Annotated in this window: 10 protein-coding genes; 2 read left to right on the forward strand and 8 right to left on the reverse strand. The window is 45.1% G+C overall.

Annotated elements, in window-relative coordinates:
* Positions 1–56: 56 nt before the first annotated feature.
* From CTT30_RS21525 to CTT30_RS21545, 5 genes are all read right to left on the reverse strand, one after another.
* Positions 57–9,083, reverse strand: a complete 9,027-nt coding sequence (locus CTT30_RS21525) for a tandem large repeat (RefSeq protein WP_252036952.1) — start codon at positions 9,081–9,083, stop codon at positions 57–59.
* Positions 9,084–9,540: 457 nt separating this feature from the next.
* On the reverse strand, positions 9,541–10,734 hold the full coding sequence (locus CTT30_RS21530) for a DUF3103 domain-containing protein (protein ID WP_252036953.1): 1,194 nt from the start codon (positions 10,732–10,734) through the stop codon (positions 9,541–9,543).
* 258 nt (positions 10,735–10,992) lie between these two features.
* Positions 10,993–13,407, reverse strand: a complete 2,415-nt coding sequence (locus CTT30_RS21535; RefSeq protein ID WP_252036954.1) for a M9 family metallopeptidase — start codon at positions 13,405–13,407, stop codon at positions 10,993–10,995.
* 155 nt (positions 13,408–13,562) lie between these two features.
* Positions 13,563–14,507: a chromosome segregation ATPase gene (locus CTT30_RS21540; protein WP_252036955.1), complete on the reverse strand. Its 945-nt coding sequence runs from the start codon at positions 14,505–14,507 to the stop codon at positions 13,563–13,565.
* Positions 14,507–15,832: a sphingomyelin phosphodiesterase gene (locus CTT30_RS21545; RefSeq protein WP_252036956.1), complete on the reverse strand. Its 1,326-nt coding sequence runs from the start codon at positions 15,830–15,832 to the stop codon at positions 14,507–14,509. The genes CTT30_RS21540 and CTT30_RS21545 overlap by 1 nt, the downstream gene beginning before the upstream one ends.
* Positions 15,833–16,140: 308 nt before the next feature.
* Here CTT30_RS21545 and CTT30_RS21550 point away from each other — a divergent pair, with 308 nt between their 5' ends.
* Positions 16,141–17,478 (forward strand): IS4 family transposase, encoded by a 1,338-nt coding sequence (locus CTT30_RS21550; RefSeq protein ID WP_252036957.1) that lies wholly within the window; start codon positions 16,141–16,143, stop codon positions 17,476–17,478.
* Positions 17,479–17,520: 42 nt separating this feature from the next.
* On the opposite strand, the gene CTT30_RS21555 is transcribed toward CTT30_RS21550, so the two are convergent.
* Complete coding sequence (locus tag CTT30_RS21555; protein WP_252036958.1) at positions 17,521–19,992, reverse strand: collagenase; 2,472 nt, start codon at positions 19,990–19,992, stop codon at positions 17,521–17,523.
* Between the two features lie 315 nt (positions 19,993–20,307).
* Positions 20,308–21,651 (reverse strand): DEAD/DEAH box helicase, encoded by a 1,344-nt coding sequence (locus tag CTT30_RS21560; RefSeq protein ID WP_252037636.1) that lies wholly within the window; start codon positions 21,649–21,651, stop codon positions 20,308–20,310.
* Positions 21,652–21,995: 344 nt separating this feature from the next.
* On the opposite strand from CTT30_RS21560, the gene CTT30_RS21565 reads away from it, so the two are divergent.
* Positions 21,996–22,244 (forward strand): Lpp/OprI family alanine-zipper lipoprotein, encoded by a 249-nt coding sequence (locus tag CTT30_RS21565; protein WP_239835573.1) that lies wholly within the window; start codon positions 21,996–21,998, stop codon positions 22,242–22,244.
* A 55-nt stretch (positions 22,245–22,299) separates the two neighbouring features.
* On the opposite strand, the gene CTT30_RS21570 is transcribed toward CTT30_RS21565, so the two are convergent.
* Complete coding sequence (locus tag CTT30_RS21570) at positions 22,300–23,220, reverse strand: L,D-transpeptidase family protein (RefSeq protein WP_239864674.1); 921 nt, start codon at positions 23,218–23,220, stop codon at positions 22,300–22,302.
* Position 23,221 lies beyond the last annotated feature (1 nt).

The following is a 23,221-nucleotide window of genomic DNA, read 5'->3' on the forward strand; positions in this document are numbered from 1 at the left end:
AAAAAGAGTAAATACACTGGGTATTTACTCTTTTTAATCTCAGGAGAGGTGAGTAATTATTGAACGGTAATTGTTTGAGTCGCTTGGTCTGCGCTCACATTTCCACTGTTATTACCTGAAACCTGCACTTCAAATTCTCCGGAGTTCCAGTTCGTCGCATCTATTTTGCCAGTAGACCAAGAGCCATCCGATGTTACTGTAACAACTTCATCAAGCTTGGTACTAAAGTTCCGCTTAACTTTCACGGTTAGCGTGCCATTGTGTTCGATACCTTTGGATTGACCCGTTATGTAAAACTCGCCAGCTTCACCTGCATCGATAACGCTATCACCTGTTACTGGCTCGATTTCAATCAGTGGTTTAACAAAAAACGGTTCTTTATACACTTGCCCTACAGTATTGCCTGAAGCATCCTCAAAAGTGTTTAATACAAACTCTTCCGTCGCACTGCCGGGCGTTAAATTAATCTCACTGCTTGTTTGGCCTGCCCACTGCTCGGAGATATCATCACCCATAGTGACTTTAGTAAAGGTCATAGGTACTCCAGCAAAGCTCCCGGAGAGCCCTTTTACAGGCTCATCGAAGTTAACCGTTAAGCTCACTATGCTACCCTCTTCTGGCACAGATGGCGTGAGAGACTCCACTTCCGTTACCGTTGGAGGTAAAGTATCTACAATGGATACCGAACTATTAGTCACGAGCTCTGCGGCAATCCCTTGCTGGTTTGTACCAGTGACTTCAACAGTGATAAGCCCCATTGGCCAATCAGAGATATCCTGACCACCACTGTTCGTGGCCCAAACTCCAGCTTCGGAAATAGACACTGTTTCTTGCCAAATAAAAGATGGCTCTTCTTGCGAGGTCACTGTAACGGTAATCATTTTCGTATCACCCGCGAAACCAATGCCCGTACCCTGGATCACCACATGCTTGGCCTCTTCAGAGTCAATCTCATTGTTACCTTCCACGGTATCTAGAGACAGTACTGGTTTCACCCCAGTTGCTGTCTCTTTATCACTGCCCGCTTCATTACCCGAGAGGTCTTGATAGCCCGCATTCACCACCGCGATAATCGTGTCGTCATTGGACGACAGGGTAATGGCTTCGTCCGTTTGTCCTACCCACTGCTGGGCGGGTTCATTACCGGTGAAGACCACATCTACACCGCCCACGGTCGCCGTCACATTCGTTACAAGTTCACTAAAGTTCGCTGTAATCGTGACCTTCTTACCATCCTCTGGCACCACTGGTTCAAAGGCAATCTCACCGACCACTTGAGGTAGTGTGGCATCGGTGTAAGTAATGGTATCGGTCGCGGTATCCGCCGCCACACCATTATTGTTCAGACCAACAACCGTGAGATTAATATCACCACTTGGCCAATCACGAATATTCTGCGGTAAAGTACTCCAAGCACCATTTTGTGCTACTACGACCGTCTCTTCAAAACGGTGCTCCTGGGCGCTCCCGCTTAGTCGAGCCACAACCGTCACTTCATCATTCGCTTGAAAGCCTCGCGCTGTGCCCTCAATCACTAGCTGACGAGATTCTTGCTCCTCGATGGGCCCACCTCGCTCCGTAATCTCAATCACGGGTTTCACAGGGGCTTCAGTTGAGTCCTCCTGCCCGCTATTGCCTTGCGCATCCTGATATTGCGTTACGGTCACGGTTTTGAGCATTTCATTGGCGTTCACTGTCACCACATCCGACGTGGTCCCTTCCCATACCGTCTTCGCCCCATCTCGAGAGACAAAATTCACGTTCACACCGTCAACGTTTGCAACAACATTCTCCACACGCTCGCTGAAAGTCACACTGACGAAGGCCGTTTGGTTATCGATGATAGGATCTCCTGAGTTCACACTGATAGTACTCACCTCAGGCACAATATCATCTTCCAGACCCACATCCTGAGACGCTTGCAACGCCGCCTGGCCACCTTCATTCGAGCCATCGACCGTGATAGTCAAAATGCCACTTTCCCATGATGAGATGTCCTCTGATGTCGTTGCCCAAACACCTTCGGCCACTGTCACAGTATCACTGAATGTCTCACCAAGCGGGCTGTTGCTTGAAACCACTACGGCTAATTCTGCGCCATTCTCAAACCCTCGTGCCGAGCCAGATACCACAAAGTCCTGTGCTTCGTTGGTCGACAAGTCTGGAATACCCTGCATGAGGATGACAGGTTTCACCACTGTCGATGTCTCTTTATCACTGCCCGCTTCATTACCCGAGAGGTCTTGATAGCCCGCATTTACCACCGCGATAATAGTGTCTTCATTGGACGACAGGGTAATGGCTTCGTCCGTTTGTCCTACCCACTGCTGGGCGGGTTCGTTACCGGTGAAGACCACATCTACACCGCCCACGGTCGCCGTCACATTCGTTACAAGTTCACTAAAGTTCGCTGTAATCGTGACCTTCTTACCATCCTCTGGCACCGCTGGTTCAAAGGCAATCTCTCCGACCACTTGAGGTAGTGTGGCATCGGTGTAAGTAATGGTATCGGTCGCGGTATCCGCCGCCACACCATTATTGTTCAGACCAACAACCGTGAGATTAATATCACCACTTGGCCAATCACGGATATTCTGCGGTGAAGTACTCCAAGCACCATTTTGTGCTACTACGACCGTCTCTTCAAAGTGGTACTCCTGGGCGCTCCCGTTCAGCCGAGCCACAACCGTCACTTCATCATTCGCTTGAAAGCCTCGCGCCGTGCCCGCAATCACTAGTTGACGGGATTCTTGCTCATCGATGGGCCCACCTCGCTCCGTAATCTCAATCACGGGTTTCACGGGAGCTTCCGTTGAGCCTTCCTGCCCGCTATTGCCTTGCGCATCCTGATATTGCGTTACGGTCACGGTTTTGAGCATTTCATTGGCGTTCACTGTCACCACATCCGACGTGGTCCCTTCCCATACCGTCTTCGCCCCATCTCGAGAGACAAAATTCACGTTCACACCGTCAACGTTTGCAACAACATTCTCCACACGCTCGCTGAAAGTCACACTGACGAAGGCCGTTTGGTTATCGATGATAGGATCTCCTGAGTTCACACTGATAGTACTCACCTCAGGCACAATATCATCTTCCAGACCCACATCCTGAGACGCTTGCAACGCCGCCTGGCCACCTTCATTCGAGCCATCGACCGTGATAGTCAAAATGCCACTTTCCCATGATGAGATGTCCTCTGATGTCGTTGCCCAAGCACCTTCGGTCACTGTCACAGTATCACTGAATGTCTCACCAAGCGGGCTGTTGCTTGAAACCACTACGTCTAATTCAGCGCCATTCTCAAACCCTCGTGCCGAGCCAGATACCACAAAGTCCTGTGCCTCAGTGGTCGTTAAGTCATCGATGTCTGAGATAAGGATGATGGGTTTCACCACTGTCGATGTCTCTTTATCACTAACAGCGATATTATCCGAGATATCTTTATAGCCAGTATTCACCACCGCGGTAATCGTGTCGTCATTGGACGATAGGGTAACAGCCTCTTCCGTTTGTCCTACCCACTGCTGGGCGGGTTCGTTACCGGTGAAGACCACATCCACACCGCCCACGGTCGCCGTCACGTTCGTTACAAGTTCACTAAAGTTCGCTGTAATCGTGACCTTCTTACCATCCTCTGGCACCACTGGTTCAAAGGCAATCTCACCGACCAATTGAGGTAGTGTGGTATCGGTGTAAGTAATGGTATCTGTCGCGGTATCCGCTGCCACACCATTATTGTTCAGACCAACAACCGTGAGATTAATATCACCACTTGGCCAATCACGTATATTCTGCGGTGAAGTACTCCAAGCACCATTTTGTGCTACTACGACCGTCTCTTCAAAATGGTGCTCCTGGGCGCTCCCGCTTAGTCGAGCTACAACCGTCACTTCATCATTCGCTTGAAAGCCTCGCGCCGTGCCCTCAATCACTAGCTGACGGGATTCTTGCTCATCGATGGGCCCACCTCGCTCCGTAATCTCAATCACGGGTTTCACGGGAGCTTCTGTTGAGTCTTCCTGCCCGCTATTGCCTTGCGCATCCTGATATTGCGTTACGGTCACGGTTTTGAACATTTCATTGGCGTTCACTGTCACCACATCCGACGTGGCCCCTTCCCATACCGTCTTCGCCCCGTCTCGAGAGACAAAATTCACGTTCACACCGTCAACGTTTGCAACAACATTCTCCACGCGCTCGCTGAAAGTCACACTGACGAAGGCCGTTTGGTTATCGATGATAGGATCTCCTGAGTTCACGATGATAGTACTCACCTCAGGCACAATATCATCCTGCAACTCAACATCTTGACTTGCTTCGTCAGCGGCGTGAGAGTGGTCATTCATACCATTAACCGTGATGTTCAAGGTGCCGCTTTCCCATGATGAGAGGTTTTGCGGTAAGGTTGCCCAAGCCCCCTCACTCACTGTTGCGGTCAGATCTAATTCATCATTAAGTGGATTATCACTCGAAACGGCTACGCTCAACTCTGCGCCATCTTCAAAGCCTTTTGAACTCCCCGATATAACAAAGGCATCAGCCTCACTGGTCGATAAATCATCAATATTCGGTATGGTAATGACGGGCTTAACATCAACCGGTTTCTCAAAACTGTCTCCTAAGTTCGGTGAACTTGCTGTGTCTTGGTAATTTGTTACAACTAGCTTTGATGTGGATGAATTATCCGGAAGGATAAGCTCTGGGCTCGTCCCCACCCAGATTTTGGCAACGTCATCAAGCTGGCTAAAGGTAATCACTTGTCCGTTCAGAACTGCTTCTGGTTGGCTCACTCGCTCACTGAAGGTCAGAGTGACGGTCGCTACTTCACCATCAATCAAAACTTCCTCTTCCGAGTGGGCAGACATAATAGTGCCTGTGGTTCCAGACATGGAAATTTGAGAATCTAGGACTTCCGGTTTGATACTGTCAATGTATTCGGAATTCTTTTCTTCAACCACCTCCTCAGACTCGCCACTATTTCGGCCTCTCACTTCAATTATGAAGTCCGACTCTTCCCAATTGGACATATCTTGATTCGGTATTGACCAAGTACCATCTTGGTTTACCTTGACCCCGGTGAATTCAAATTTATCGATATTCGGGCGCTTGTCTGAAACCACTTTGACGGAAAGTTCACTATCTTTTAAAAAGCCTGTTGTTGTCCCGCTAAAGGTTATATTTGTAACGTCATCTTCACCCTCACTAACGATGTTATCCTCTGTTACGTTATCGATTGTGATGACCGGCGTAACAATGATGTCCTCAGAGAACTCCGCACCAACATTATTGAGTTCATCGTGATAGTTACTCACCACTAACTGTTTCGAATTCTCATTAGGATTAAGTGAAATCACTTGCGATGTTGTCCCAGTCCAGAGCTCTTTGAAGTCTTGAGATTCACCAAAATCAATATCGATGCCGTCAAATGTTGCAGTGACTGCTTTCACTGGTTCTTCGAACTGTAGTGTTACAATTACATTATCAGCTTCAGTTGGATGCTCAGGAGCCACTGCAGTAATACTGCCCGCAGGTGGTTCGTTATCTACATAATAAGTTGATGCCACATAAGGGCCTTCAAAATTGCCGAATCCATCTTCCACCTTAGCGACAATTTCAAATCGTTCGGCTTCCGAGAAATCAGAGGCTAGAGAATCAATCGTGAAATCGTAGACTTTTTTATACTCCGTTGATTCATCGTTATTGAGAATAAATTCTATATCGGTCAACGTCTTTTTTTTTGAGTCATTCACCCAGTGGGCTGACAATTCTGTCTTCCGCTCATTAACTGTGGCGATATCTTCGATCGTTACCTTCGAGTGGACTTTACCTGCGATGTTATAATCGGTTCCTCCCGCTTCGGTATAAGCTCCCTCCTGTTGTATTAGGTTCGGCGTCACATTGACCGACGGTGCTTCCTGATCAATGCTGCCACCTTCATCATCAAAGATATCCTCACCAGAAAATGTTGGGTTCGCTGTCGCAAAATGGTTGGCTTGCTCAAGTGCCTCCATAGAATCTACATTGTGCATTCCATGTGCCACATCATAGTAACCTTGAGCAAGCTCTTCACGGTACGTGGCTGAAGACAGCTCATAATTGCCAATCTTTATGCTGCCGCTGCTGCCTTCTCCATTTGCCTTACCATCATGCGATAAGTCTTGATAGAAGGCTAAGGCGTAATTCAACGAATTAGCCGACTGGCTCTCCGCCATATTGGTTAAGCTTTCGAGTAAGAAACGGTAGATATACTCATCTGAAAGAGGTTCAGGCAAAGGATCCTCTAACATTTTGTTGGTCGCATATTTCGTCGTAACAGGATCAAACCCAAGCATAGAGTTTGGTTGCGAATCTAGAGCAGAATTAACATCAGCTAAAATTTTTCGGGCGGTGCCTGCGGTTTTATCCGCTCCATCTAACTTATCCCACTGGCTATCAAATAAACCTGTGTGGTAGCTAGAGAATTCAGTTATATAGACGGTATTCTCATCTACTGCAGAAAAATACGCTCCAATATCCCCAGTATCGGGAATAGTAACTTTCGTAAACGTATTATTGCTCCATTGATAATAATGTGTTTCTCCCCCCTTATCACTTAAGTACACTCTAAAGAACTCATACCCTGACGAATCATAAGCAATAGTACAGCTGGCAACATCCTTTTGACCATCCACTTGCACAGTGTCGCATGAGTCTATGTAGTTAAAGGCTCCAAGATCACTCAAACCTTCTAACCTCACTGAAGCATCAATAAAGGGAGTAACAATCGTCACTTCAGGCATATCAAATGAAGTTCGGTAATAGACTTCTTGTGGTTCACTTTCATTGCCAGACGCATCTAAAGTCGAAATAACCAATTTTTGTCTATCCTGAGGTGTTTTATTTCCATAAATGACCCCAAGAACCTCTTTAACATAGGGGACATAATACGTCATTTGAGGCACTGTACCGTCTGCTTCATGCTCTAACTTTTTAAAAGGGATCCCTTTGTTTTCACCTGGTTCAGCTTTACTAGCTACTTGCTCTGTTGTGATGTGCTGATGGTATTCATCCTCACCTTCTTTTTTGGAGTAATATTTAACTCTCAAAGTGAGGTTCTCTGCTGAGGAGCCATAGGTTTCTGAACCATTTTGGTCAGTGATGGTCACTGCTACATATGGAACCGATTGATCTACGAGATCTTGTGCGATGAAATCTGTAAACTCCAGATCATCATCAATTTCTCCCATAGTGATAGCTAAGCCCTTTGAAGCATAATCGTACAGCACTTTAAGATACTCTGTAGCAGTTTCTACTGAGTCACTATTGTATGTAATGTCAGAATACTCACGTTCATAAACAACCCCTTGCTCATTTTCAAAGTCAAAGAGTACGTTTGGGTATTCCAAATATAACGTTGGTGGGGTGTTATCGTTATATAATGTAAAGTTATGAGTACCAACGTTACCGTGAATGTCTTCGGCTGTAATTTCAAAATTTGCTTGTTCTCCAAAACTATCCGTTAAATAACCAACAGTCTCAAACTTACACCAAATTTCATCCCCAAAAACTTCCTCACAGCTATAAGGCTCTGCTTTGCCATTAGACAAAGAAACAAGTACATTTCCATCTTTTAATAAATTGGGGTCTTCTTTGACCAAACCTTGAAGAACATAGCTTTCAGCTTCACTATTGATAGTTTCAGCCGAAGTGATTTCAATGATAGGCGCGATATTGTCCCACTCAAATGGAATTTGAGACCCTGCTTGGGGTCCATCTCCATTGCCGAGAACATCAGTAGCATGAATCAACAAATACGCTTCTGGTGAGGCCTCAACACTCTCTGGGTCCAGTTGTTCTGTGTCTACGTAAACTTTTAAACTTGTTTCTCTTGGCCCTTCAACAAACTCACTTGTATCAAGCCAACAGATATCCCCTTCAGCTGGTTCAGCAGAACATATCACATCAGTCCATTGCTCACCGCTATCAAACTTGTGCTTTAATGTCACTTCCGCCGACTGGATACCAATCGTATCAGTCAGAGTGATATCAATGGACTCTGTGCCTTTAAGCACGCCATCCCCGTCTCGTATCGCAACCGGAGGCTCCTCATCAATGACCGTTTCTTCACGCGCAGGAATCGCACCGTCGGTTGAACCATTGGTACCTAATGCGTTTAGGTGCTCAGCCATCACCAGATAATCTTCAACCGGAGTATTGGAAACGTTCAGGTCAGGATCACTGACAACCACTAAGGTATGTTCTGCCATTTGATTGGTATAAGTATCAGGTGTCACTTTTTCTTCACCAAAATAAATATCTTCATCAAACGACCCAATAAGCTCCGAACCGTTAAGAAGCCCATCAGCAACAATGTCTCGATAACCAATATCAGACAGGTTCAACGAACTATAAACGTTACCCGCATTACCACTTTCACCAATTAAGTCATAGGCATAGGAAGAATAAGCGGTCAACAATGCACCATACAGGTGTCCATCGCTCGCAGAGCCACTGATTCCCTCTTTGGTAATATCAATAGGCTTCACGGAATTGACATTGAACCCATACATAGCATTGATCGTATTGAGTGCATCATCTACAGCCCTTGAAGCTTCTTCACCTTGTTTGATCTTATATTCTGCAAGGCCAGCCACCATATAAGTCAATGGAGTGAGCATCACATCTTGATCATTCCCTTCACCATAGTTAATAACACTAACTATCCGAATCGGTTTACCTTCACTGGTTTCTATCACCTCGTCCGTCAGAGGGTCTTTGTAAGCGCCCCCTTTCGCCTCTATATACAAAGGCATTGAAGCCGCATCGACTTCAATCGAATATTCACCGTATGCTGTCGTAGTGGCAGAGCCTAACTTACGACCGACTTTACCATCTTGATATTCGTAGGCGGTAACAACAGCTTGAGAGACGGGTGCATCAAACACTATCCCGGAAACCGTACCTGTATCTCTGGACTGTGGTGACGAATCACCACCACCTCCACCACCTCCACAAGAACTCAGTGATAAAATGGTTATGATGGTGAGAAAAAGTTTAGTTATATATGGGTATCTCAACATGATGCCGATGTGACGTTGCAAAAAAGTGGCTAAATTATATTTTCAAGCTCGATAATGGCAACGCGACATAATAACTAGAGATAAGCAATATAAGGATATCTAACCATATATAAATCGACAAAAATAGATTTCACTGCAAGTAAAATTAACTATTGCAATAGTAAAAATGAATGCTAATAAATATTCAAAGATAATGATTATGATATTTTTTTTGAATAATAAGAGCTAGGTAACATTAAATAATAACCACAAAAAATAAATAAAACAAAACAATAAAAAACACAAATATAACACTCACTCACAATGAATATAAATATAGAGTTGCATTCACGTCAAGAATAATTTAGCTAATTAAGTGATAACATTCACCATTAAAAAAATGGTAATGAATGAATTCATTACATACAAAATATAAATACAAAAAGAGCGTATATCCTTTCAAATATACGCCCTTGTGTGAAAATCAGAATACTGTCAATTATTCCGTCGGTGAAATGGTCACTGGTTTGAAGGTGGCGATGGCATTACCACCAGCCCCAGGACGATCAACATATGTTGTATTCTGCATCAAGGTGTAATAAACATCGACATAGTCATCATCGTTGGTTAGTAAGCCATCAGGAATCACATCGATGATCTTACCAGTAATCTGAGCAATAATGGCGTAGCCTTGAACTTCTGGATCTGGGATCATTTTCAGAATTTCTTCTGCCGCTTTCACCAACAATTTAGCAAGCTCTTTATAGTCAGTGCCGTCATCTTGTTCCATCAGAATCATGTCAACAGCGCCCCAACGATAGCGCGGCCAAAGGATCATAGTCTGCCCTGGATAATAGTCTTGACCATCGTAATCAAGGTAAGGCATTTCGACTAAATCAATTTCTGGCTCAACGCGACTTGGATCGACACCAGTAATAATGGCGTAGACTTCAGCTTTGCCTGAAATCCAAGGCTCTTGGTCGTCATTCAAACGAATTTTAGTCAACTGAGTGGTATTAAGAGGCTCAACATCAGCAGCCATGACCGAGCGGCTCATTTTGCCCATCTTTGTAACGGGCTTAGGCGCTACATCATTGGTTGTGAGCTCGGTATCCTGACCTAAACGCTTCATCTCAGCTTGCATGGCCATCAAGCCAGCACGCAGCTCTTCTGCACCATTACTGTCCACAACCAGTACAGGCACATCAGGCATCTCATAGACGTCCAACTCATGAACTTGGCCATAAACATCATACGCTTCGATATATTGCCAATTAGAGTCATCACCCGATGGCTCGAATGCAAACAGTGGGCTTTGACCCTCTTTCCAGTTTTTCACCATAGAAGCATCCGCAATGCGTAGCTCCATTATTGAGTCGCTGTACTCACTAATCCCTTTCATTGCACGATAACTGCGATCCGCTTTTTGCATTTTCTGGCTAAACGCAGAGTATGGCTGAGCAGACTGTAGTTTATTCAAAGGTGCGGAGAGATGCTCTTCACTAATTTGCGACTTGATTGAAGATTCAAGATCCGCATAGCGAGCACTGATTTGTAGTGCGATAGATTGTTTCTGTTGTGCAATAGCCTCAGCCTTGGATTGAGCATCTGTTGTGTCTACAGTCTGCGCATTCGACTGGAAGCCAACCACTGCCGTCGCAAGCATCATGCTGATAGATAGATTTGGTCTCATAAAAAATGATCCTTATTTTAATTTTTATCATTAATAGAGCATTTGCCCTACCCATAAAAACCTATCATCAATATCAATAAGTGGAAGTAAAACGATTGCATTTTGTTTTATTTTCCAGCTCAAGATCACTTTTTAACCAAATTGTATGATATTTAATCTTATCTAAATTAGAATATCCGAATAGATAATCCAATCAATAAGCAATTTACAATATTATTAACTAAAAGAGCACCTTAGGTGCTCTTTTGTACTCTCAAACTAATAAGTGGCGTACAACTCCACCTCTCCTCCTTGTTGATCAGCACTCAACGTAAAGTGGACATAGCCCGCTTGAGCCACCTCAAACTCGACAAACTCACGGCTCCTACTCTGCTGACTCGCTTTATCAAAGTTGTCTCTTGTCGCCCAAGTACGTTTGCCAACGAATACATCCACGTTGCTCTGACTTTCATCTACAGGGTTTACCCAAAGCCTCACTGTAGCTGGTCTCTCAACATACATGCCTACATATCGCGTTTTATTTACCTTGATTTGTAAAGGCTCATTCACCGACATTAGTTTTGGCGTCAAATCATCTTGTTCAGCAGAAGGAGAGCGAGACACCGTTTTACTTGTCACCTTAACGGATTCAAATGATTCGCGAGCGGTTAAGCTGAAATAGTAACGGCCCGGAGTAATGAACCCGTTTGGCTGCGGTTTGATCTCAATTAGCTCGTCGCTTCCGCGCTGAAAGTCAGATAGCTGATACTCATAGTAGTGCGCCACACTTTGGTAGCTAGCGTATAGATCTGCGTCACCATCACCTTCAATCGAAACGGAGAATTCTGTCACTTCTGCAGGGATATCGATGTAAAACAGATGCTCATCGTAGGCGTTAGCGCTAAAGATCTGCGAATAATTGGCGGCAAAACTCGCTATTTCTGAGCCTTGTGGCGATTGTTCTTTCTCACCGTCATCGTTGTGCGAGTCAGAATCGGCAGATGAGACTGCTTCTAGCCACAATTCAAACTCGCCATTGAACTCAACACCCAAACGCTTCGCTTGTTCACTCCAAGTCGTATAGTCGCCTTCTCGCGCAGCCTCTAATAAGCGTGCCATGCGCTCAGGGTACTCTTCTAGCATAAACCTCACCCCGAGATAACCCCAGCGATAGATGCGGTTTACGTCATCTTCATACGTGGTTTCAATGACTTCGCTGAAAGACAGTGGCTGATGTTCAATCAAATCTACTGCGGCTTGGTAACCTTTACGGTAATGCATATACTCCGCAAATCCTTCTAGCCACCAGACCATATGACCACGGCTTAAAGTGTCATTAAAATCACCATAGAGGTTAAAACGGCCATCTAAATAGTGAACGTACTCATGCTCAAGGTTTAGGATGGCAAGTTCATCACCGGAGTCGTAGCGGTAAGCTAAAAAGCGAGCCACATTTTCAGGTTTGGATGGATCACCCTCTAGATATTGCCCTCCATTATCTGTGCTGTTACCGAACAGAAAATTAGAGTAGGTGACGTAAGCATCGTTGTCCTTCCAGACCACGACTTCTACCTTGTCATTATGATCATCATTGACTGGAACCCAACCAGAGTTCACCACCTGATGAAAGTCAGCTTCAACTGCTGACAGAACATCACACGCCTGTTCAGATTGTTGCTCTGATAAGTTTTGCGAACGAATGATCGCAGCGCCCTGACATTCATAACGGTGGGGTAGCACGCTGAGTTCAAGCTGCTGCTTACTTTGTTCAAGCTGTAATTTTTTGCCTTCTTCTGGCGCGTAAAATAAGATCATTTCCGCCGCCGCAATCCATAAACGCTCGCCTGCGCTGCCGAGCGCATTACGCTCCAGCGTACGTTTCATAAACGCCATCACCTGGTTACGAAGCTTGTCATCACGACTCGCTAATAAACGACCAGATTCACGTACCGCATTGTAGATAAGAAACTCAGCGTCCGTACCCAGTGCCCAGCGATTCTGATCAACAAACCGCTCTAACCTCACCAAATAGTCAGGGTGAGCTGCGAGATCCGCATAAAAATAGTCTCGCGCTACGTGACCACTCATCGCTCTGAACAAATTATTTAATCCATCCACATACTGCAGCTGTTGGCTATTTTGGCGGTTGAAGCTTTCGAGCAGATCAAGCATGGCGGGCATAGCAACTGGCAGTTGTTTAACACTATCGACCATTAAGCTTATCGCAGACATCGCACGTACTTGCTCTCGGCCAATTGCTTGAGCATATTGTCTGCTTAGGAATTGAGCTGAGATTTGAGCCAAATCACGACTCAACTCTTCAGAATAATAGCCATAGCTTGATTGGGTTGAGTAACGCGCAAAGTACGCGGCTTTAATAAATTCGCTAAGGTTGGCAATTCGCTTAGCCTGCTGCTCATCCCCATCATACTGCGTCACTTCTTTAAGCAACTCACGCTGTACTTGTCTGATTGACGTTTCGCTGTAGATGCCCGTCGCTGCTTCTTCAGGCGCATTGAACCATGAGTGATAACACGTCGACTCGGCGAGTTTGATTTGTGTCACCCAGTCAGAAGAGCGCGAAAGTAACTCATACTCACACTCCGGGGCAGATAAGGCATTGAAACTGATGCCAGCTAATAATAAAGCGCTGGCAATTTTCTTGGGAATAAACAAACGTTGATTATGCTTCATACGCAACACCACACTTATTGTAATGATTAGGAGCTGCGTTATATCAACTATCTATAAATCACATAAGACCGATTGATAAGCAATTTAGAGGCTGGTTCCGATAATGCCTTAGATTAAATCTTCGCAAACGATTAAATAAAACACTTATTTAACAACTAGTTATAGTTAAAAAAGTTAATACGAAAATCGCTAATCTGCTGCTCAACGTACTGCTGCCATTCAAGATCAGACATTGCTGACCCCGCCGTTGAACGTTGCTGGTCGAGTGACTCTTTGAGATCAGATAGCTGGCTTTGATAGCTTGCGACTTGTGCCTCCTGACTCGCGACTTGCTGCTCTCGTTGAACAATGGATGCCGACTGTTCAGCATTGAGGTATTTGGTGGCGAGCTGTGCTTTTGCTTGATCCTTTTGCTGCTGCGTAAAAGTGCTTGGTATTAGACTCACGCCTTTTTCATAACGTGCAGCACCGCTATCTAAAGACAGCGACTCTTCATTATGTTGCCATTGATTCAGCAATGCTTCATAGCTTTCAACATAACTCTCAGCGTTATCAGTCGCTAAGGCCTGGGATGCCAAACTAAAGTCATAGAGCGCATATTCTTCAGCAAACATAACACTTGCAAGCTCGCCCCAAATTAACAATGCCTGCCGCTTCATTTCTGCAATTCGATCAGCTAACGACTGGTATTGACTGAGCTCCAGCTCTCCCATTACCTCTTGCCACTGGGCTTTCAATTGAGGGTAATGAGCAAGGATAAGGTATCTAGCATCTGATAGCTCAGCTTTGAGCAGGCTCAGTGCCTGATCACAATCATTACGCTGTTGGCAATGCCGCCAAAAGGATTCCAATGCTTCAATCAACTCTTTTCCCGAGCTTTGAGTAAGAGGGTTCAACACTTTGCCTTGAGGGGTGCTAACCGTCTTTTCGAACTGGCTTCCACCCACGACCACTGTTCTGGAACGACTCTGGTTAGTAGCGATAGATTGCTCGGAATGCGCCTTTCCCACCCCAACCCCAGAATTGACTACCTCATCCTCTGGCCAGAGAAAGATGCCCGCCACAACGGCGAGCACCAAGAGTAGGTAACGATAAACCATTACTTAATCACCGCTGTCACAGGGAAATGATCGGATAGATTGTAATGCTTCCACAAACGCTCATCAGTGCTGCGCGGAACGTCAACACGGTTGTCGTTGAATGATTTCACCGCGTACTCATCACTTACCATGACATAATCAAGATATTCAACATTCTCGCCACCAGACATGGCTTCGCCTGCAAAATCATTAATACGCGGATCGAAAGTCGATTCCGTATAGCCAGAATATTGTGGTTCAATTGCGCTGAGATTCGCAATCATTTGCTGATAGTCACCTGGGAACTTGCGCTTATTCACATTGAAGTCTCCGCTATAGACAACCGTTTCATTGGGCGGAATGTTAAGTGATGTTGCTAACTCACGAATCTGTTTAAACTGGCGCTGGCGGTAGTCACGAGCAGTATCTGTATCGAATGACGCTGTATGCGTAGCAAAAACATGGTAAGCCTTACCACCTTTAATGACTTCTGCGTAGTTAACCCCTTTGTCTGCGAAACAATCTGTGCCGGTACAATCTGGGAACACATACTGAGCCTGATTCACTATTGGGTAACGACTGACGATAGTGACACCGCCGTCGTGAATGTTGAAGCCATCTTTATCCAGCATTCTAGTCTGATAAGGATACTCTTTCGCCAATTCACGCAGAAACTCTTCTCGGCCACTAGCAAAGACTTCCTGGAGTGCCAATACGTCGTAACCTTTGACATATTCAGGGAGCAAGGCGTAGCGATCACCAATATGTGAAGCAATCACAGGCAGTGCCCAGATGTTGTAAGTCATTAACTTGAGTGTGTTTTCATCTGGATCAACCGCTTCATCGACTTTGGCAGGAGTGATGGTGTAGTAAAGGTCATCATAACGAGCGGTATTCGCAGACTTAAACGCCAACTCCGCTTGTCGCTCACCAAATGCGGCCGTATTAAAGCGGTGTACATTGCGGTCATCTTTTAGAGCCAGTTCAACATCAGAGGAAGAGACTCCATATTCAATGGTTGAGTTATACCAATGCCCTTCCATCACTTGGTTTAGTACGACACTTTCACCCACAGGGTTGGAAACGACAGTGTTGAATTGGTATGTCTTGCCCGATTTCACCCCTTCCCAACGATTAAAGCTTAGTACTTGTTTGGTCTCCCATGGCCCAAGCGTTTCTGTGTGTTGTTTCCATTCTTCCCCATATTCAAGTAAATCGGTGCCATCATGGTTCACTTGAATAGTCAGAGACTGGTCCGAATTGTTGGTCAAATATACATCTGTGTCCGCTAAAGCGGGAAGCGCAATCAGAGACGCTAACAAGATATTCCACTGCTTAAGATTCATGTTTTGTTCCTTAGTTTTTATTTGAAGGCTAGAACTTAAAACAAACAAGTTGCATATTTGTTATAAATATATGACAAGAAAAAAATCACACAGGTTAATGAAAAACTGTGACGACAAGTCTATTTTTTTGTTCAATTTAATGTTGGGAATTTAACATTTGACCTAATAGGGCAAGACTGGATTTAATCAGCGAGAAGTCGCTACGAAAAAGCCCAGCAACTGCTGCAATGTAGATCAGATAAGGATCGGTTGACCGATCCTTCTGATGAGAGACAATCGGAAATCTGTTTATAGGTCTCCGATTTTTTATGTCTATTCAAAACTTCTTTGCCGACTTCCTTGAAGAAAACCCTGTTGATGTTGCCCAACTCACCACCTTTTCTGAACACATTCCCGATGCGTGGGTAGCTAAAGCAGCCTCACTGTCCGATAAAGCGACTATCCGTCGACGCCGATTACCGAGCGATATGGTGTTGTGGCTGATTGTGGGTATGGCTTTTTTCCGCAATGAACCCATTGCCGAAGTCGCTCGAAGAATGAACGTCTGTGCTGACGGTTTGGCTGATGAAGAGCTATTGGCAAAGAGCGCCTTAACCCAAGCAAGACAACGCTTAGGCAAAGCAGCACCCGAATGGCTGTTTAAGCAATGTGGGAAAACGTGGGGACTTGAGCGATACCCTGATGATACATGGCAAGGCTTACAAGTTTTTGCTGTCGATGGCGCTCTTTTTAGAACGGCTGACACACCAGAATTGAGGGAACATTTTGGCTCTGGAAATACGTCTAGCAACAGACAAACACCTCATCCAGTATTGAGAGTTGTGACTATGATGAATGTTCGCTCTCATGTCATCGTTGATGCGGCGATAAGCCCGTATCGCCGAGGTGAAATTCCTCTAGCGATGCCTTTCATCAACGCTCTACCAGACAACTCAGTGACGTTACTGGATAAAGGTTTTTATGGTGCAGATTTACTCCTTTCTCTGCAAAACAGTGGAATAAATAGACACTGGCTTCTCCCTGCAAGGAAAGGAGTCAAATATACTCTACTGGATGATAAAGAAAGCTGTGACATGCTGGTGGAGATGAATGTCTCACCGCAGGCTCGTAAAAAGAACCCTAGTCTTCCAGAGAAATGGACAGTCAGAGCCGTCAGTTATGAGGTGCAAGGTAAATCCAAAACGGTGTTTACCTCGCTTCCTAGAGAGCAGTATGACGCCCAATCTGTGGCAGAGCTTTATCATGAAAGATGGGAGATCGAACTAGGTTATCGTGACATTAAGAGTTCGATGCAACACAACGCTTTAGTACTGAGAAGCAAAACAGTCGAACTTGTCTACCAAGAGCTCTGGGGGCTACTACTTGGTTATAACTTGGTAAGGCGAGAAGCAAGTCAAGCCGCAGTAGAGCACGGACGATTACCTAATGAAATCAGTTTTAAGTACGCTTGCCAGTTTATAGCCAGCCAGCTCAAAATGATGAGTAAAGCGGTGTCTTTAGGTAACACGCCGAAACGCTTAAAGAGCCTTCGAGGAGATTTATCTGTCCTCTTTATAGACAAACGCCCTAAGCCAAATCGGCCTAGGGCGGTAAAAATATCAAAGACCCGATACCCTGTAAATCGCTACGCAGCTCCTCTTAAGTGAACTACGTTGCAGCAACTGCTGGGCTTTATTCGAAGTCACAACTTACTGACGGCAACCTGCTGTATTGAAATCAACCACCAAAGCTGCATTGCTGAACTCTCCTGAGACTTTCAGGTATCCCCAATAATTCGCCTGACCATTAATGGTGATACATTCTGAATTGCCTGAATTATCAGACCATCCATGAAGATTAGATCCTTCGTCATTTGGCCAGCCGAAGTTGCTGTACTCCAACTTCAGATCGCCAATCCCATGCGCCGATGTAATCGACATGGATTGATACTGATTCACCCCTTCAATGCTAAGCCAGATAGGTGATTGAGAAGCCAAACAGACAGGTTCTCCCGCGACCAATCGTCCCCCACTGACTTTTGAACGATCCGCGCAGTCCGTTGGCAGTGAATCATTATCGCCTTGGCTACGAATATTGATCGACGTATTAGTACTAGCGCTTAACCCATCATTATCCGTCACGGTTAAACGGACCGAATAACTCCCCTCACGGCTGTATTGGTGCGTCGGATTGGCCTGTGTACTGGTCGAGCCGTCACCGAATTCCCAGTAGTAGTTTGAGATTTCACCGTCGGAGTCTGAGCTGTCTTTGCTACTGAATGAAATGGCTTCACCTATTTGTCCCTCACTTTTGACTGATATTACTGCGGTTGGTGGCTGTGGATCCGAGCCACCATTAACCAACTCTTGTTGCCATTGTTCAAACTCACTTTGGTAAGCCGTAGACCAACCACTGATAATGGTTTTGTATTGCGACCAGTTGCCTTTTCGCGTTTCCACCAGCATCTGGTTTACGTCATCCATATGGCGCTCAAACATAAAGCGGACAGCTAGATATCCCCAGCGATAGATTCTGTCAACATCAAAGCCGTCGTACGTCGTTTCAAAGATTTCACTGAGTGTGTAGGTGGATCCGTCTTTGATCGTGTCTATGGCTTTCTGATTGTTGTCTTCGTTGGCGATATACTCCGCTACCCCTTCACTCCACCACACAACCTTTTCAGTTGGATGACCAAAATCACCATACATATCAAATCGCCCATCCAAGTAATGGACATACTCATGCTCTAGGTTCCAGACAAAATGATCTGGATTGGCGTATGAAGCTTCATAAGCAATGAAGTTAGGAACATTTCCTGGCTTGGCTGGATCACCCTCGAGATACATACCACCATTATTAGTATCAATCCCGAATATGGGACCAGCATATTTACCATAGTCATCGCTACTGTCGAAAATATTGACTTGTAGCTGGGTGTTATGATCATCTTCAACTGGCTGATTACCCGTTTCTAGACGCTGATGGAAATACCCTTCTTCATAGCCCATTTTTTCACAAGCTGCCTGATGCTGAACTTGAGTCATATTCTGGGACAAAATACGAACCGACGGGCCACAAGTATAGCTTTGTGACAGCACTAATGACTTCAGTTCTGTTTTGAAGTTACATATACCTAGATCGGTACAATCCGAGTAATGTGAAGCAGTGTCCGCCGTTGCCAACCATACCGCATCGCCAAAGCCATACATTTCATACTGTTCGAAGATCTGCTTCACCTTGGCTTTGACAATCTCCTCAATGGTCGTATTTTGATAACGCGTAAGCCGGCCAAGTTCACGGCCAGCGTTCGCAGTCATAAACTCATCATCACGACCAATGGAATCTCGGTTCAATGCAAAATTCGACAATGCATTGACTAGATCAGTCTGTTCACCGATTTTAGCTTGGTATTCATCATTCCAAGTTCCTCCAAATAACACAGTAAATACACTGTTGACCGCATTACGCATATACCAATTTTTAGCGTAATCCGAGTTCCAGCGATGTAGCCATTGCGTGACCACGCCAATGTATTCATGTTCAAGGCTGGCACTGTCCATGGTAATAATCACTTCAGCCAGCACCTTACCGTGAGCATCGCTGTTCTCGTAAAAATGACCGTTGGCAACAAACGCATCTACCGCCTCTTTGACAGCAGGACGTACCGAAGAGGTAAAGCTGACTTCATCGTTGTAAAACTCTGCGTAATAGCCTGCACGTAAGTAAAGGAATAATGCTTCCAACTCATCACTTCCTCCACCTTGGTAGTGCTTGGCTAAAGTGGTCGTGTGTTTAGCTACATTGAACATATTGACAGATTCAAATGTCGTCTCCTGAATACGGCTTTCCGCAGAGAACAACTCATTGACGCAGTTGGCACCTTGAGTGGTGATAGTATTAATCAGACTGGTGCTGTTCGATGTAGCAAACGCTTCTACATCACAAGGTATTGTCGCTTCTTCTGCCGTTACCCTATTCAGTTTGCTGATTATCGGCTCAGGCCTTTTAGGCGTGAGTTTGGTTGGTGCGTATTCTAGGTGTTGATCTTCTACACCATGATGATGTTCGTGATTGTGTTCTGCATTGTGCTCGACGACCTGCGGTACGGGCGCGCTGATGGCATAGGCATTCGCACTAAGTAATACACTAGCCACTGTCACTGTTATTTTTTTAAGTTCCATCTTATTTTCTTCTGTCTGTCGTTAAGTAGAAGCACTTCACGGTGAAGTACCATGTGCAATCGATAACCGATCGCCACTTACTCTAAACAGAGAAAAATATGCATAGTAAGCAAAATATTAACACTGGATATTCTGGTCTCAGTTTCTAATCTTGCTGGTTTCAAAATCCCATCCTTGATTTTATTTTCAGGAGAGAAAACCATCTTATGCTACTAATTCAGCCACTTTTTTACCGGAAATAGGCTGTCAAATGGATAAAAAAATCCCCAAACCTAGGCTTGGGGATTGTGGTACTAAAGCGACAATCTGATGACGTTACTCATCATCAACTTTTGGCGCGACTTTCTTTTTCGGGATGAAGACCGAATCACCCACAGCCACATTCTGGTAAAAACCTTTATCTCGCTGAACCGGTTTCTTCGTCGCTTTCTTCGTCTGTGGTTTAGCTTTCTTGACCACTTTCTTCTTACCACGGTAATCCGGTTTACGTGGCTTAATGCCTTTAAATTTACCTTTCAAGCCTTCCAGCTCAGAGAAAGTGAGATCTTGTTGCAGATACGCCTCCACCCGTTTAAAGCTGTCCCAGTCTTTAGGGCCCACCAAAGAGACTGCATCACCTTTATTACCAGCACGGCCTGTTCGACCAACACGGTGAACGTATTCTTCAGTGTGCTTAGGCATATCGAAGTTCACCACATGTGTCACATTGGCAATATCCAGACCACGAGAAGCCACGTCCGTTGTTACTAGAATCTTGAACACCGCACGCTCGAACTGACTCATAATGGTGTTACGCTGCGCCTGATTCAAGTTACCACTCAATGCAATAGCTTTAAGCTTCTTCTCGTTGAGTTTTTCCGTCAAACGCTCGGTGTCAACACGAGTTGCCGTAAAGATGATCAACTGCTTATAGTCAGCTTCTTCTAGAATACGCTCAAGAATCGCTTCTTTATGATCAAGATGGTCACATAAGTAGAACTTCTGTGTGATGTCTTTATGCTCTTCGTTCGAAACACCAATTGCAATGCGTTTTGGGGCATCGAGCATTTCAAACGCAATTTCATTCACTTCAGCGTGATCCAACGTTGCGGAGAACATCAGTGTTTGACGGCGACGATGCTTAGCCGCGTTGTGGATACGACGCAACTCAGGCGCGAAACCAAGATCCAGCATACGGTCAGCTTCATCAAGGATAAGTGTCTCTAAACCATCCAAATGAAGAGAACGGTGATCAAGGTGATCCGCAAGACGTCCCGGTGTAGCAACGATAAATTTCGGGTAACGACGCAGCGCTTTCACCTGATCGTTGAAGTTTTCTCCTCCGACAATCAGAGTCGCGTCATAAGACAAACCACCCAGCATAGAGCGTAGTTCACCGTATACCTGCTTTGCTAACTCACGCGTCGGAGCCAAAATCACACCACGAGGATCTTTTGCAGAAAAAGCTTTGTTCTTTAAAGACTTGTGTAGCATTGGTAGCACAAACGCCAATGTTTTACCTGAGCCGGTTTTTGAAGAAGCCAACAGATCTTTACCAGCAATCGACACCGGAATGGCTTGTTGCTGTATTTCTGTCGCCTTCTTGAAGTCAAAATGCTTCAGGTTTTTCAGTAAGCGATTGTCTAGGCCTAAATCTTTAAAGTGCAAAGTATTCTCCAAGTTCAAATGTGCGTTTCAGCCTTGCTCTTGGTTACGGCTTAAACGCGAAAGTGTTCAAAAACGCGCTATGATACCGTGAAAGGTTAGCACTGGATAGAGATCACAGAAAATTATCTGTTTTCACTCCCTTTGCACCCCTCATTGTAGTTAGAACATTGACATTTATACCTCTCACCAGTGAGACATGTATCAACTAATTTGATAATTGCTTAAATTCTTGGGTTTTTTTGACTTTTTTCTGCTTTTTGAAGCCTAGATTTGAGTCTACACTTTATGAACCGTCACTATATGAGCAGAAATGTATAGGGCGTCTTTTTGATACTTTAAATGCAAGGAGTTCTTCTATGAACAAAATGTTGATCGCAGCTGCGGCGTCTTCTGTACTTCTTCTAGCGGGTTGTGCTTCTGGTCCAGACGAAGCATCTTCAGCAAAAATTGACGAGCTAAGCAATCAAGTTAGCCAACTAAGCCAAGATGTACAGGCTCTACAGTCAGAAGTACGTAAATCTGGCGATGCTGCAATGTCTGCTCAAGAAGAAGCGGCACGAGCTAATGAGCGTATCGACAACATTGCTCAGTCTTACACTAAGTAATTCTGTCAATTTTCGATCAGAAAGGGCCTGCAATTGCAGGCCCTTTCTATTCGTTTTAAAGCGATTGATGAATGTAGGAATCACTTGGTGACACCACCTCTACCGGTACTCCGTTTTGCGCCAGAATCGCGGCTCTTGCTTTCGCATCAGACAAATCAAACTCTTCTAACCACCATCTGAGCTCCTGAGGAATCGTCAAATCTTTTTTGCTACCATCGCTGCGCGTTAGCGGTTCATGCGCTTCAAGAAACACACTCCGGTCGGGTTCGAGTGCAATCTTTACTGGCTCATTAATCACCCGCACTTTTTCGCCAAGTTTCACTTTTGGAAATAGCCAATCAATATCCTTAGGATCCATACGAATACATCCTGAGCTCACACGCAGGCCAATACCAAAATCTTTGTTGGTACCATGAATCAGATAATCTCCAACACCGTAAGCAAGACGCATTGCGTATTCACCAAGAGGATTATCAGGCCCAGCGGGTACAACTGGCGGCAATTCTATCCCTTTTTCAAGATACTCCTTACGAATAGAAGCTGGCGGCGTCCATGTCGGGTTCGGTCTTTTTTGACTGATGCTGGTGACCATTTCAGGAGTATCACGCCCAACTCGACCAATACCTACAGGAAAAATATGGACCAAGTTTTTCTCTGGTTGGAAGTAGTACAAACGAAGTTCAGCAAGATTAATGACAATACCTTCTCTTGGAACCTGAGGAAGGATAATCTGGGTTGGGATAGTCAACACGTAATCTTCAGCGGGAAGAAAAGGGTCAACCCCCTTATTCGCTGCCATTAGGGTCAGAAAGCCGACATCATACTGCTTAGCAATATCAGCTAAGTTTTCACCACTTTCAACTTGGTGATATTGCGTCCGTCCGACCATATTACTCCCCTCTGGAGGCAGTTCATAGGTTGCGGCAAATAGTGAAGCACTGAAGCAGCAACAGAGAGAGAGTAGTGTTCGCAACATT

It is taken from the genome of Vibrio coralliilyticus (genome assembly GCF_024449095.1).
Classification (GTDB): domain Bacteria; phylum Pseudomonadota; class Gammaproteobacteria; order Enterobacterales; family Vibrionaceae; genus Vibrio; species Vibrio coralliilyticus_A.

Excerpts from the sequence above, each read along its gene's own strand:
- CTT30_RS21530 (WP_252036953.1), bottom strand. The coding sequence starts at position 10,734 with ATGAGACCAAATCTATCTATCAGCATGATGCTTGCGACGGCAGTGGTT.
- CTT30_RS21535 (WP_252036954.1), bottom strand. The coding sequence starts at position 13,407 with ATGAAGCATAATCAACGTTTGTTTATTCCCAAGAAAATTGCCAGCGCT.
- CTT30_RS21540 (WP_252036955.1), bottom strand. The coding sequence starts at position 14,507 with ATGGTTTATCGTTACCTACTCTTGGTGCTCGCCGTTGTGGCGGGCATC.
- CTT30_RS21545 (WP_252036956.1), bottom strand. The coding sequence starts at position 15,832 with ATGAATCTTAAGCAGTGGAATATCTTGTTAGCGTCTCTGATTGCGCTT.
- CTT30_RS21550 (WP_252036957.1), top strand. The coding sequence starts at position 16,141 with ATGTCTATTCAAAACTTCTTTGCCGACTTCCTTGAAGAAAACCCTGTT.
- CTT30_RS21555 (WP_252036958.1), bottom strand. The coding sequence starts at position 19,992 with ATGGAACTTAAAAAAATAACAGTGACAGTGGCTAGTGTATTACTTAGT.
- CTT30_RS21565 (WP_239835573.1), top strand. The coding sequence starts at position 21,996 with ATGAACAAAATGTTGATCGCAGCTGCGGCGTCTTCTGTACTTCTTCTA.
- CTT30_RS21570 (WP_239864674.1), bottom strand. The coding sequence starts at position 23,220 with ATGTTGCGAACACTACTCTCTCTCTGTTGCTGCTTCAGTGCTTCACTA.